The 12627-nt window shown below is 73.5% G+C and carries 11 protein-coding genes; all 11 read right to left on the bottom strand.

The window, feature by feature from the left end; all coding sequences use genetic code 11:
- Positions 1 to 8: 8 nt before the first annotated feature.
- The gene (locus ABS735_RS10915) at positions 9 to 1499 is read right to left on the bottom strand and encodes an amino acid permease (protein WP_373906294.1); all 1491 of its coding nucleotides are present in this window, start codon (positions 1497 to 1499) and stop codon (positions 9 to 11) included.
- 357 nt (positions 1500 to 1856) lie between these two features.
- Positions 1857 to 2096, bottom strand: coding sequence for a hypothetical protein (locus ABS735_RS10910; RefSeq protein ID WP_373906295.1), 240 nt, complete (start codon positions 2094 to 2096; stop codon positions 1857 to 1859).
- 249 nt (positions 2097 to 2345) lie between these two features.
- On the bottom strand, positions 2346 to 2474 hold the full coding sequence (locus tag ABS735_RS10905; protein WP_476755828.1) for a hypothetical protein: 129 nt from the start codon (positions 2472 to 2474) through the stop codon (positions 2346 to 2348).
- Between the two features lie 103 nt (positions 2475 to 2577).
- Positions 2578 to 4020, bottom strand: coding sequence for a GuaB1 family IMP dehydrogenase-related protein (locus ABS735_RS10900; protein WP_373906296.1), 1443 nt, complete (start codon positions 4018 to 4020; stop codon positions 2578 to 2580).
- 108 nt (positions 4021 to 4128) lie between these two features.
- Entirely contained in the window at positions 4129 to 4482 is a 354-nt protein-coding gene (locus ABS735_RS10895) for a barstar family protein (protein WP_373906297.1), read from the bottom strand.
- Positions 4483 to 4513: 31 nt separating this feature from the next.
- Entirely contained in the window at positions 4514 to 5557 is a 1044-nt protein-coding gene (locus ABS735_RS10890) for a sugar-binding transcriptional regulator (RefSeq protein WP_087810377.1), read from the bottom strand.
- 77 nt (positions 5558 to 5634) lie between these two features.
- Positions 5635 to 6321: a ribulose-phosphate 3-epimerase gene (gene rpe / locus ABS735_RS10885; RefSeq protein WP_373906298.1), complete on the bottom strand. Its 687-nt coding sequence runs from the start codon at positions 6319 to 6321 to the stop codon at positions 5635 to 5637.
- A gap of 162 nt (positions 6322 to 6483) precedes the next feature.
- Positions 6484 to 7689 (bottom strand): ABC transporter substrate-binding protein, encoded by a 1206-nt coding sequence (locus tag ABS735_RS10880; protein ID WP_373906299.1) that lies wholly within the window; start codon positions 7687 to 7689, stop codon positions 6484 to 6486.
- On the bottom strand, positions 7686 to 8624 hold the full coding sequence (locus ABS735_RS10875) for a hypothetical protein (protein WP_373906300.1): 939 nt from the start codon (positions 8622 to 8624) through the stop codon (positions 7686 to 7688). Before ABS735_RS10875 ends, ABS735_RS10880 begins: the two co-directional genes overlap by 4 nt.
- Positions 8621 to 10042 carry a VWA domain-containing protein gene (locus tag ABS735_RS10870; RefSeq protein WP_373906301.1) on the bottom strand — a complete coding sequence of 474 codons (1422 nt, stop codon included), beginning with the start codon at positions 10040 to 10042 and terminating at the stop codon, positions 8621 to 8623. The genes ABS735_RS10875 and ABS735_RS10870 overlap by 4 nt, the downstream gene beginning before the upstream one ends.
- 113 nt (positions 10043 to 10155) lie before the next feature.
- Complete coding sequence (locus ABS735_RS10865) at positions 10156 to 12600, bottom strand: tetratricopeptide repeat protein (protein WP_373906302.1); 2445 nt, start codon at positions 12598 to 12600, stop codon at positions 10156 to 10158.
- Positions 12601 to 12627 lie beyond the last annotated feature (27 nt).

Genomic DNA, 12627 nt, shown 5'->3' with positions numbered 1-12627 from the left:
CGTTCACTTCACTTCTGGTGCGTCCGGACCTCGGACGGGTCCGGTGTGGCGAGTCGGGAGCGGCGGTGGCCGTACACGAAGTAGAACACGAGGCCGACCGCCATCCAGACACCGAAGACCACCCAGGTGACGGTGGACAGGCTGCCCATCATCCAGACGCAGAAGCCGAGGCCGAGGGCGGGCAGGACCGGCGACAGCGGGACCCGGAAGGTGCGGCGCATGTCGGGACGGCTCCGGCGCAGCACCACGACGGCGACGTTGACGAGGGCGAAGGCGAAGAGGGTGCCGATGCTGGTGGCGTCGGCGAGCTGTCCGAGGGGGATGGCGGCGGCGAGCACGCCGCAGAACAGGGAGACGATCAGCGTGTTGGCGCGAGGGGCGCCGGTCTTGGGGTGGACCTTGGAGAACACCTTGGGCACCAGCCCGTCGCGGGACATGGCGAACAGGACGCGGGTCTGGCCGTAGAGGACGGTCAGGACGACGCTGGCGATGGCGACGACGGCGCAGAAGGCCAGCAGGGTGCCCCAGAAGCTCTGCCCGGTGACGTCGGTCATGATCTGGGCGAGGGAGGCCTCGGAGTCGGTGAAGGTCCGCCAGGGCTTGGCGCCGACGGCGACGGCGGCGACCAGGACGTACAGCAGCGTGACGATGACGAGGGACAGCATGATCGCGCGCGGCAGGTCGCGCTGGGCGTTCTTGGCCTCCTCACCGGCGGTGGAGGCGGCGTCGAAGCCGATGTAGGAGAAGAAGAGCGTCGCCCCGGCCGCGCTGACCCCGGCCATGCCGAGCGGCATGAAGTGCTCGTAGTTGCCCGAGCGGAAGCCCTGCACACCGATGGCGCAGAACAGCACCAGGGCGGCGATCTTGACGACGACCATGATCGTGTTGGCGCGGGCGGACTCACGGGCGCCGCCGAGCAGGAACGTCATGGCGAGGAGCACGACGATCAGCGCGGGCAGGTTGAAGACGCCGCCGTCGCCGGGCGGCGCCGACAGGGCCGCGGGGAGGGTGACGCCGATGGTGCCGTCGAGCAGCTCGTTCAGGTACTCGCCCCAGCCGACGGCGACGGCGGCCACGGACACGCCGTACTCCAGGATCAGACACCAGCCGCAGACCCAGGCGACCAGCTCGCCCATCGTGGCGTAGGCGTACGAGTACGAGGACCCGGCGACCGGGATGGTGCCGGCCAGTTCGGCGTAGGACAGGGCCGAGAAGAGCGCGGTGAGGCCGGCGATGACGAAGGAGAGGGTGACGGCCGGGCCGGCCTTGGGGACGGCCTCGCCGAGGACGACGAAGATGCCGGTGCCGAGGGTGGCGCCGATGCTGATCATCGTGAGCTGCCAGAGGCCGAGGGAGCGGCGGAGGCTGCCGCCCTCGCCCTGGCCGCCCTCGGCGACCAGGCGTTCCACGGGCTTGCGGCGCATGAGGCGTGCGGCCAGGCCCGGGGACGGCGGGCCGGCCGATGCGTCGTGGTGCGGGGGTGCGCCGTGGTCGATCACGCGGTGACTCCTTTGTCGCTGCCGGTCGCGCCGCCGGGGTGAGCGGACGGGCTCCCGGCGGGCGTCTGGAGCGGCGGGGACCGGCGGGCACGCTCGTGAAGAGCGGGAACCCACCGAGCGGGGTCCCCGCCGCGCCACGTACAGCGCAGAACACTACGAGCGGCGCGGTGCCCCGGTAATGCAGCAACCTTGCGCGTGTGAGCACGATCGTTGCGTTCGACGCGGCGGCGCGGGTGTTCGTTGCGCTAGGGGTGTCCGGCGTTGCGTCCGGGGCCGGCCGGCGGTGGATCGGGCCTGGTCAGCGGCCGTACCGCGGCCGGGTCCTGCGACCTGGCAGGGCGCTGCGGCGAGGGCCGGTCAGTGGCCGTCCGGTTCGCCCGCGGTGGCGCGCGCCTCGGCCGCGTCCGCCGCGTCGAAGCCGATCTCCCCGGGCCGGCCGCGAGCGGCCTCCTGGGCGTCGATCCAGCGCGTGTGGGCCTCCCAGGCGGCCTGCTTGCTGGTGCCGAGGGCGGCCCCGATCTGCGACCGGGAGGCGCCCTCCTCGCGGGCGGCGCGGACGGTGAGCTGACGTCCGTAGGCGGCCTTGCGGGCGACCACCTCGCTCAGGGCGAGCAGTTCGAGGAGCTAGGGGGTGTCGTTCGGATCAGGGCGGCTCCAGGCGACAGTGCCCTGTTGCCGACCCGAGCGGGGCGATGGGGGCCCCTCCCGCGCGAGCGAAGCCGAGCGTGGGGGAGCGTGCAGCTGCAAGGCGGAGGAGGGCGACAGGGCGGAGCCCTGGCAACCGACGACAACGCCGCAGATGTGCGTGCCAGACCCCGCGACACCGGCAAGATCCGAAGGACACCCCTAGGGGCGGTCCAGGGCCTCGTCGTCGCTGCCGAACCCGGCGAGGGACTCGCGGGCGCGCAGTTCGTCGAGGCGGGCCACGGCGGTCAGCAGGGTGTGCTGCGGCTCGATGCTCTGCGGTGTCGTCATGCGTCGTCCAGCGTCGCGTCAGGTCTGCTTGACGTCAAGCAGACCTATCTGTCTGCTTGACGTCAAGCAGACCTGACGCGACCGGTCCGCCGACGGGCGCGGGTCAGCTCCAGCTGGCGTGCAGCGGCTTGCCCTCGGCGTAGCCGGCGGCGCTCTGGATGCCGACGATGGCCTTCTCGGCGAACTCCTCCAGGGAGCCGGCACCGGCGTAGGTGCAGGACGAGCGGACGCCCGCGATGATCGAGTCGATCAGGTCCTCGACGCCCGGGCGGGTCGGGTCGAGGAACATCCGGGAGGTGGAGATGCCCTCCTCGAACAGCGCCTTGCGGGCCCGGTCGTACGCCGACTCCTCCGAGGTGCGGTTGCGCACCGCGCGGGCGGAGGCCATGCCGAAGGACTCCTTGTAGGGGCGGCCGTTGGCGTCGTGCTGGAGGTCGCCGGGGGACTCGTAGGTCCCGGCGAACCAGGAGCCGACCATCACGTTGGACGCGCCGGCCGCGAGGGCCATCGCCACGTCGCGCGGGTGGCGGATGCCGCCGTCGGCCCACACGTGCTTGCCGTACTTCTTCGCCTCGGCGGCGCACTCCAGGACGGCGGAGAACTGCGGCCGGCCCACGCCGGTCATCATCCGGGTGGTGCACATGGCACCGGGGCCGACGCCGACCTTGATGATGTCGGCGCCCGCCTCGATCAGGTCGCGCACGCCCTCGGCGGAGACGATGTTGCCCGCGACGATCGGGACCTGCGGGTCGAGGTCGCGCACCAGCTTGACGGCGCTGATCATCGACTCCTGGTGGCCGTGCGCGGTGTCGATGACGAGGGTGTCCACGCCCGCGTCGAGCAGCTGCTCGGCCTTGCCCGCCACGTCGCCGTTGATGCCGACGGCGGCGGCGATACGGAGCCGGCCCTCGGCGTCGACGGCCGGGGTGTACAGCGTGGCGCGCAGGGCGCCCTTGCGGGTGAGGATGCCGGCGAGGCGGCCGTCCTTGTCGACGGCGGGGGCGTAGCGCCGGTTGGCGGCGTCGAGGGTGTTGAAGGCCTCGCGGGGGTCCAGGTCCGCGTCGATGAGGATCAGGTCCTTGGACATGACCTCCTCGAGCTGGGTGAAGCGGTCCACGCCGGACAGGTCGGCGTCGGTGACCACGCCGACCGGCTTGTTGTCCTCGTCGACGACGACCCCGGCGTTGTGCGCGCGCTTGGGCAGCAGGGACAGGGCGTCGGCGACGGTCTGGTGCGGGGCCAGCACGATCGGGGTGTCCAGGACGTGGTGGCGGCTCTTCACCCAGGAGACGACGTCGGTGACGACCTCGATCGGGATGTCCTGCGGGATGACCACGAGGCCGCCGCGCCGGGCCACCGTCTCGGCCATCCGGCGGCCCGCGATGGCGGTCATGTTGGCGACGACCAGCGGGATCGTGGTGCCCGTGCCGTCCGGGGAGCCGAGGTCCACGCCCTGCCGGGAGCCCACGGCGGAGCGGCTCGGCACCATGAACACGTCGTCGTACGTCAGGTCGTACGAGGGCTGGATGTCATTCAGGAAACGCACGTGCTGCACATCCCAGTCGATCAGAGGTGGCCCCCGGACAGGTCAGCCAGGGGGAAAGAGCACGTACTTCATTCTCCCATGCCGGGTGGCCGATAACCCCCGGGCAGATCATCCAGGCTGGTCAGAGGCCTCCTTGGAGGAACCTCCAGGGCCGAGGGTGACGAAGAGCCCCGGGCCGCGGTCCGTGGCCTCGGCGAAGATCTCCTCGGCGACGGCCCACTCGTCCGGCCGCGCCTCGGCGTACGCCCGCCAGCCCTCCACGACGAGCACCAGCCCCCGGTCCGCCGCCCCCTCGGGCCAGACGGACGGGTCGGCGAGGGAGTCGGCGAGCGCGTCCCAGTTGCGGCCGAACCAGTCGGGCAGCGACAGGTCACGGGCGCAGCGCTCCATCAGGCCCGCCTTGTCCGTGACCCCGCCGAGGTCCAGCGTGACCACGAGCCGCCCCGCGGAGTCCTCGGTCATGTCGCGCCCTTCCTGTCGCCTTGACCCACCGTCAGATCCCGTCGGGGTCCGTCCGGTTGAGCGTGGACTTCGGTGCCGATCCCGCCGTCATCAGGTAGTCCGCGGCCGACGTGTCCGTCACCAGGCTGGTGACGAGACCGGAGCGCAGCACCGCGTCGATGGCCGCCGCCTTGCGCTGCCCGCCCGCGATCGCCACGACCTCGGGGATACGGCGGAGCTGGTCGGCCTTGACGGTGATGCACCGCTCCCCCAGATCCCGGCCCACCCGGCGGCCCTCGGCGTCGAAGAGGTGCGCCGACATCTCGGCGGCGACGCCGAGCGAGGCGTAGTGCGCGCGCTCCTCGTCGCTGAGCATGTCGTGCACCGTCGAGATGCCCGGCTCCCAGGAGCCGATGGAGACGCAGGCGACCGTGACCTTGTCGAAGTACTCGAAGGCCCGGGCGATCCCGGTCTGGTGCCGCAGCGCCTGCGCGGTGGCCGCGTCCGGCAGCAGCATCGGCGCGTAGATGGGGTGGGCGTCACCGCCCGACACCTGGGCGGCGCGGCGGACGGCCTCCACCGAGCCGCGCTCGGCGGTCCCGGCGTCGTACACGCCCGTCAGCTGCACCACCGTGCACGGCGGCAGCCGGTCGAGCGCCGCCGCCATGTGGATGGTGGACCGGCCCCAGGCCAGGCCAAGGACGTCGCCCTCGTTGACCAGCTCGCCGAGCAGGTCGGCGGCCACCTCGCCCAGGTTCTCCGGGTCGGGCGTCTCCTCGGCGTCGGCCGGGGACTCCACCACGACGGCGTGCCGGAGCCCGTAGCGGGCCCGCAGGGCGTCCGAGCGCTCGGCGTCCAGCTCGGCCGGCACCCGGATCTCGATGCGTACAAGGTCCCGCTCGAGGGCGGTCTCGAGAACCCTGGCCACCTTGAAGCGGCTGACGCCGAACTCCTCCGCGATCTGGATCTTGGACTTGCCCTCGAGGTAGAAGCGGCGGGCCATGGCCGCCGCCTGGACCAGCTCAGCGGGTCCCATCCGCATGGCTGAACGGCCCGCCGACATACCCGACACGGCGATCTCCTCACTGCTGTTCACACTCTGGATACGCCGTTCATCCTTGCAGATTCGGCGCACTTGATCAGCCCTGATGGGAGCCGTTCACTTTCTGTTCCTCAGTGGTCGCAGGACCAGGATGCCTTGGCGGTCGCCGCATCGGCCTGCGTGCGCAGTGCACGTACCGCCTCGGCCGGGTCGGACGCCCCGTACACGGCGGAACCCGCGACGAAGACGTCGGCGCCGGCGTCGGCGCACCGCTCGATCGTGGACGCCGAGACACCGCCGTCGACCTGGAGCCACAGCTCCAGACCGTGCTTCTTGATCAGCTCACGGGTGCGGCGGATCTTCGGAAGCATGATGTCGAGGAACGCCTGCCCACCGAAGCCGGGTTCAACCGTCATGATCAGCAGCATGTCGAGTTCGGGGAGCAGGTCCTCGTACGGCTCGATCGGCGTCGCGGGCTTCAGCGCCATGGACGCGCGGGCGCCCTTGGCCCGGATCTCCCGGGCCAGCCGCACCGGCGCGGCGGCCGCCTCGGCGTGGAAGGTGACGGAACCGGCGCCCGCCTCGACGTACTGCGGCGCCCAGCGGTCGGGGGCCTCGATCATCAGGTGGCAGTCCAGCGGGGTGTCGGTCGCGCGGGCCAGGGACTCGACCACCGGCACGCCGAGCGTGAGGTTCGGGACGAAGTGGTTGTCCATGACGTCGACGTGGAGCCAGTCGGCTCCCCCGACCGCCCGGGCCTCGTCCGCGAGGCGGGCGAAGTCGGCGGACAGGATGCTGGGGTTGATCTGCGCGGCCATGGCCCCAAGCCTGCCATGCCCTCCGGGGGTGAGCGGCATGGGTCCTCGGGTTGACGGGTTGTTCTTCAGGTGCGGGTTGTATGCGGTTGCTCGCGCCCACGCGGCGGAGCCGCAAAGTGTCACAGACCCGCGCCCCCTTGGGCACGCTCCTGTGCGGGGCGTTCAGGCCGTGCCGCAGACCGGGAGGTCCTGAGGTCTGCGTAGGCGGTCCAGTTCCTTCAGGCGGGTTTCCAGGTCGGACGGGTCGGCGAAGGCTCGGAGTACCGCCTGGTGGAAGGCGTCGCGGGTGGTGCGGGGCATCGCGTCGGAGGCGTCCCAGCAGCGGGTCCGGCCGGGTTCGCGCAGGATCGACCCGATCTCCCGCTCGGTGGCGTCCTGCTCGCCGTCCGCCGCGGCCGCCCGGTTCGCCGTGTAGTCCGGCAGCGCGGTGTCCGGGTCGGCGAGGTAGCGGATCAGTTTCTCGGCCTCCGGGGTCGGGTTCAGTACGGCCGCGAGGTCGCCGGAGACCTCCCAGGCGCCGGCGTCCGCTCCGGCCCCGGGCACGACCTCGGAGAAGTGGACGTAGTCGCCGCCCTCCTGCCGCCAGTGCCCGGCGCGGAAGGACCCCTGGTGCTCCAGGCGGCCCGCCCCGCAGTCGGCGTCGAACGCGGTGGTCAGCACCTGCTCGACACGGGCGGCGTCGCCCGCGCCCACCAGGTCGGCCCAGGTCGTCCAGGCCTTGCGTACGGCGTCGTCGGTCCAGGACAGCCTGCCGTTGGCCCAGTCCGCGTACACCCGTGGGCCGGCCTGCTGGAGCAGGATGTCCTCCACCCAGTCGGTGCCCGGCCAGCCCGAGGTCGCACCGGACTCCAGGCCGAGGCACCACCGTGCGGGAGGGCCGGCCGTCCTGGCCGTCGGCGCCGGTCCCGCGTACCACACCATGCTCTTCAGGCCGGTCTTCACGGGCAGCCAGTACGTGTGGGCGCCCTGCCCCGGCACGGTGACCTCGGGAGCCCAGAACCGGTCGTAGTCCCCGGCGTCGAAGAGGTCGTCCAGCGGGTGGAGCCGGCCGTCCACGGCGTAGGCGAGCAGTTCGCCGGGGCCGGGGAGCACCGCCACGTCGGGCGGGTTGCCGGCCGCCATGTCGGCGGCCAGCACCTGGCTGAGGGCGGAGCTGCCCTGGTAGACGACGTCGATCCGGTACTTCTCCTCGAACGGCTCGATGACGTGCTCCTCGAACTGCTCGCGTTCCGTGCCGCTCCAGTTGGCGAGCAGGGTGACGGAGCCCTCCCAGTCGCGCGCCCACCGGACCCCTGCCCAGACGCCGGCGCCGAGCAGGACCAGGCACGCGCAGAGGACGCCGAGGGTGCGGGCGCCCGGGCGGCTCATCGCTTCCCCCGGAACCGGTACTCGGCGATCCGCGGCCACAGTCCCCACAGCGTCAGCGCCACCACCACGGTCCCTCCCAGCAGTATCCAGTCGGACAACGAGGCCCAGAACCCGGCGTCCGCGAGCGCGCCCTGCACCTCGTCGGCCACCTCGGGGATGGCGTCCGGGTCGGCGGGCGGCACGCGCACCTCGGCGACGGAGTCGGTCATCGCGCGGTGCGCCGAGAGGGTCTGCCAGGCCAGCACCGGCACTCCGGCGGCGCACACCGCGGTGGCGGCCAGCAGCCGCAGCTGCAGAGGCCGCCGGAAGCGGCGCCGCAGGAACCGCTGGGTCTCCAGCAGCGCCCCGCACAGCACCGCGTACAGCACGGCGACCGTGCACCAGCCGAGCCACAGCTGCCAGGGGAAGGCGGCCTGCCGCCGGGCCTCGGCCAGCTGTTCGCCGCGCAGGGCGTCGAGGCGGCTCATGATGTCGCCCTCGGTCCCGGCCTCGGCCTCCAGGCCGAGGACCTTCTCGGCGTAGGTGAGGAAGGCGGCGCGCAGCGGTGAGCCGTCCGGCTCGCGGCCCCCGCGCTCCACCCAGCCCGAGTACACGGCTATCAGCCCGGTGACGGTCTGGACGTCGTGGCGGCCCGCCAGGCCGGTGACGTTCTCCGAGGCGGCCAGGGCGAGGCTCTGCTGGGCGACGGAGACCTGGGTGAGGAACTCGCCGCTGGTGTCGCCCTCGGCACCGCCCTCGCGGACCACGTCGTGCGCCTGGCGCAGTGCGCTCTGCGCGGTGTCGACGGCGCGGATTCCGGGCGTGCTCGCGGTGGACAGGGGGACGGTGTCGTCGTGCACGCCCCGGTAGGCGAAGAACAGCGCGAGGGTGGTGACGGTCACCAGGACCAGCAGCAGCCTGAGTCTGCGGATCAGGTCCCGGCCGGTGGTGCTCACGGCCGTGCCTCGAAGCGGTGGCCGCAGGACGGGCAGAACCGGGCGGCCGCCGGAGCCTTGTGCGAGCAGGCCGGGCAGTCCACGGTGGCTCCGCCGCCCGGCGCGGCACCCGCCGTGTCCGAGCCGGGGCCGGTGCCGGACGCGGGACCGTAGGTGCTGTGGCTGCTCGCGGTGATCAGGTGCTGGAAGTCGACGGCCGTCACGTCGGCGCGCAGGGCGACCCGGCCGCCCCGCGCGTCCTCGATCCGCACCAGCCGGGCCAGCCGGCCGAGCTGCTCGTCGGCGCCCATGGCGTGGGCGAGTTGCACGGCCCGGCCCAGCTGGTGCTCGGCCAGGTCGCGCTGTCCGCGGCGGTGGGCGTCGGTGGCGGCGGCGACGGCCTCGCCGAGCCGCTGGTGCTGCTCGAAGTGCTCGACCTGTGCGTCGGTGTGCCGGGACAGGGCCGGATCGTCGGTCCAGTGCACCAGGCAGGGCTGCGGCGGCGGCACCCGGACCTCGTCGCCGCCGGGTACGTCGAGGGCGACCACGGCGAGCTGGAGGTCCTCCCGGCGCGGGCGGCCGGACGGGTCGGCGGCCAGGCACAGCTGGTAACGGCGCGTCTCGTCGCCCCAGGCGCGGGTGACGAACCGGCCGGTGCCGTCCTCGGTGCTCAGCTCCGCCTCGGTGGGGAAGACCTGTTTGAGGTAGCGCACGGTGCATCCGGGCATCGCGGTCACGGAGATCACCAGTTCGGGGAGGGTCTTGGTGAGCAACCGGTTCATCAGCTGCTCGTACTCCGCCGGCAGGGCCGCCTCCTCGCGCACCGAGGAGGCGCTGCCGTGCAGCCGGCGGGTGATCCGCAGCAGTTCCCGGCCGTCCCAGCCGTCGCCGATGCCCCAGGCATCGCAGACGAAACGGCCCGCGCACTCCTCCAGCACCCGAGCGAGCGGCATCTGCTCGTCGTGCTGGTTCTTGCCGTCGGTGAGCAGCAGGACATGCCCGATGGGCGCGTCCTGTTCCGCCAGCAGCCTGCGGCTCAGGTCCAGCCAGGCGCCGATGCAGGTGCCACCGCCCGCGACCGTCTCACGCACGGCCCGCTCCGCCCGCGCCCGGGTGCGGGCGGAGGCGCGGGCCATGCGCGGGGTGTCCGGGTACACCACGGTCGCCTGCTCGTTGCCCCGGACCACCGCGAACGGGGTGCCGTCGGGCAGCTTGCGGATCGCCGCGACCGCCGCCTGCTGGGCCGCGTGCAGCTTCTCCACCGGCCAGGTCATCGAGCTGGAGCAGTCCACGGCCAGTACCTGCGCGAGCACCGGGCCGCCCGGGCGGCCGCCGCCCCCGGTGCCGTCCACGCGCACGCTGAGGATGGCGTGCATCTGCGGGTCGCCCGCCTCACTGGACAGATACTTCCACTGGCTGATCTCCAGTCCGGCGGCCACTTGTCCGGCCCCATCGCCCGTCCGGGGCGTTCCTGTCTCCACGGTGTCCGTGCCCCCTCGCCCGCCTCGTCGCCGTCTCGCCCACGTCGTCGCTGCCCCGCGCCGTCACGTGCTCACGCCGTACGCCGCCACCCCCGCACCAGCTCCCGCAGCCCGGCCGGTGCCGGGAGCACCGCGTAGGCGGCGTCCAGCAGGTCGCCGCGCTCGTCGGCGCTGCCCGCCTGGTCGGCGAGGCGCCTGAGCGACCCGGACAGCAGCCTGCGCAGCGCGTCCTCGGTGTCCTGCGGGCCGAACAGCTCACCGGCGGGGAAGCCGCTCCCCCAACCGCCGGGCGGGCGGCAGGCGAGCGCGTGCTCGCGCACTTCGGTCACCAGCCGGTCCCGGGACCCGCCGCCGTCCAGGTGCAGCCCCGCCAGCCGCTCGCCGGCCTCGCCCAGCTCGTCGGCGAGCGGACCGGGCCCGCCGGAGAGCCGTCCGGCCAGGATCCGCACCGCCGCGACGCGTGCGGCGTCGTAGTGCCGGGAGGTGGTCGGCACCTCGTCCAGTACGTCGACGGCCCGGCGGCGTCCGTCGCGGCGCAGCCGGACGCGGGCCAGCCCGAAGGCGGCGCTGCCCTGGGTGGGGTCGCGCCGCAGTACGGCCTCGTAGAACTCCTCGGCCTGCGTCTCGCGAGCCCGCGCCACCTGCTCGTCCGCCGGACGGGCCTCCCGCAGGGCGGGCCCCCGCGCCTCCGGGCCCCTCGCGGCGGCCCCCTGTGCGTTCGCCCCCCGTACGTCTGGCCCCACCGGGTCCGGCTCGCGTACGCCGGGCTCCCGCAGGCGCTCGGCCAGGTACTCGGCGCAGTAGCCGAGCGCCAGCTTGGGCGCCGCCTCGCCGGGCAGCGCGGCATAGGTGGCGGCGAACTCGTCCTCGGCCTTGTCCACCGCACCGCGCGTGAGATGGACCAGGCCCCGGTGCCAGAAGACCCGCCAGTCGTAGTCACCGCTCCACCCCTTGGCCCGCGCCACCCACTCCTCGGCCCGCGCGGCGTTCCCCGCGTCCAGGTAGGCGCGGCACAGCCACAGCGCCGTCTCCACGGTGCGCAGCGCCGGGTCGCCCTGGGCCCGTTCGGCGATGCGGTCGGGGGTGTCCGCGGCGAGCCCGCCGAGCAGTACGGCCGCCGGGTCCGAGGCGTCGGGCAGCGGAACCGGCAGCGCGCGGGCCGTCGCCCGGGGCTCAGGTGCACCGGCCGGCAGCTCCGGTGCCTCGGTGCCGGGGCGCCGCGTCCACCACCGGAGCGCCGGGACCGTGCCGAGCGCGGCGCCGAAGACCGCCGCTGTCGGCTCGAACCGGGTGGAGCGCTCGGGGTACGGCTCCCGCCCGCCGAGCGCCTGGTCCTCGCGCAGCACCTCCCACAGCTGGCGGGACATCTCGGCCGCGGAACGGAACCGGGCGGCGGGCTCGGGGTGGGTGGCCCGGCGGATCAGCGCCTCGAAGGAGCGGGCGGCCAGTCCGGCGGGCCGGGTGGCCCGCTCGGCGAGCACCTTCAGGGTCCGGCCGACGGTGTACAGGTCACTGTCGACGTCGAGCCCGCGCCGGTCGCGTTCGCGTTTCGGCGGGGAGTAGCCGTGGGTGTGGACGAGCCCGGAGGAGCGGTCGTCGATCCGGCGGATGGCGCCCAGGTCTATGACCTTGATCTCGCGGCCGTAGTGGATGACGTTCTCGGGCTTCATGTCGCAGTAGAGCAGGCCCCGGTCGTGCAGGTACTCCAGGGCACCGAGGATCTTGCAGCCGTACGTGATGACGTGCCCGAACTCGAAGCCGCCGGCGCCGAACAGCCGCGCCAGCTCCTCCTCGGGGGCGAACCGGATCCAGGCGAGGGACCGGCCGCCGACGTACTCCATCACGATGTAGCCGGTCGGTTCGGCGTCGCCGGGCGCCCGGTGCTGGACGTGGGTGACGATGCGGACGATGTCGCGGTGGTGGAGGGTGGTGAGCGAGCGGCGCTCCTCGACCGCCGCCCGGCGGGCCACGGCGTCGCCGGTGTTGATCAGGCCCTTGAGGACGACGTACAGGCCGGGCACCCGGGTGTCCTCGGCCAGGTAGACCCAGCCGTGGCCGCCGACCGCGAGATAGCCGAGCACCTCGTAGTGCCCGCCGACCCGGTCGCCGGGACGCAGCTTCGGCCGGAACGAGTACTCGGTACCGCACTCCGGGCAGAACCCGTGGTCGGGCGCGGGGCCGCCGTCGTAGGAGACGCCGATGGTGCCGGCGCAGTTGTCGACGCCGCAGCGCCGGCCGCCGGTGGGGGGCCGGGCGACGGTGTCGGCGGCCTCGGAGGGGTCCGGGGAGGGCAGGTGCGGCAGGACGAACAGCCCGTCGCGGTCCAGTTCGCCGGCGCTCGGGGCGGCAGGGCTCTGCGGGGGCTGCGCCGGTGCGCCGGAACCGTCCGGGGCGGGAGCCGGCCGGGTCGAGGGGGGTTCAGGGTCGAGGGGACGGCGGAAGCAGGTGTCGCAGAACCCGGTGACCATGATGTGGCCGCCCCGGCAGTCGGCTCTGACGCAGGCTCTGCCGCTCATGCCGGGAGCTCCTCGTGCGGCCGTGGA

Source organism: Streptomyces sp. MMCC 100 (genome assembly GCF_041538145.2).
Lineage (GTDB): Bacteria > Actinomycetota > Actinomycetes > Streptomycetales > Streptomycetaceae > Streptomyces.
Note: the sequence above shows the minus strand (reverse complement) of the source record. Positions and strands in the feature narration are given on the sequence as shown.

Excerpts from the sequence above, each read along its gene's own strand:
- ABS735_RS10880 (WP_373906299.1), bottom strand. The coding sequence starts at position 7,689 with ATGAGCCGCCCGGGCGCCCGCACCCTCGGCGTCCTCTGCGCGTGCCTG.
- ABS735_RS10895 (WP_373906297.1), bottom strand. The coding sequence starts at position 4,482 with ATGACCGAGGACTCCGCGGGGCGGCTCGTGGTCACGCTGGACCTCGGC.
- rpe (WP_373906298.1), bottom strand. The coding sequence starts at position 6,321 with ATGGCCGCGCAGATCAACCCCAGCATCCTGTCCGCCGACTTCGCCCGC.
- ABS735_RS10905 (WP_476755828.1), bottom strand. The coding sequence starts at position 2,474 with ATGACGACACCGCAGAGCATCGAGCCGCAGCACACCCTGCTGACCGCC.
- ABS735_RS10865 (WP_373906302.1), bottom strand. The coding sequence starts at position 12,600 with ATGAGCGGCAGAGCCTGCGTCAGAGCCGACTGCCGGGGCGGCCACATC.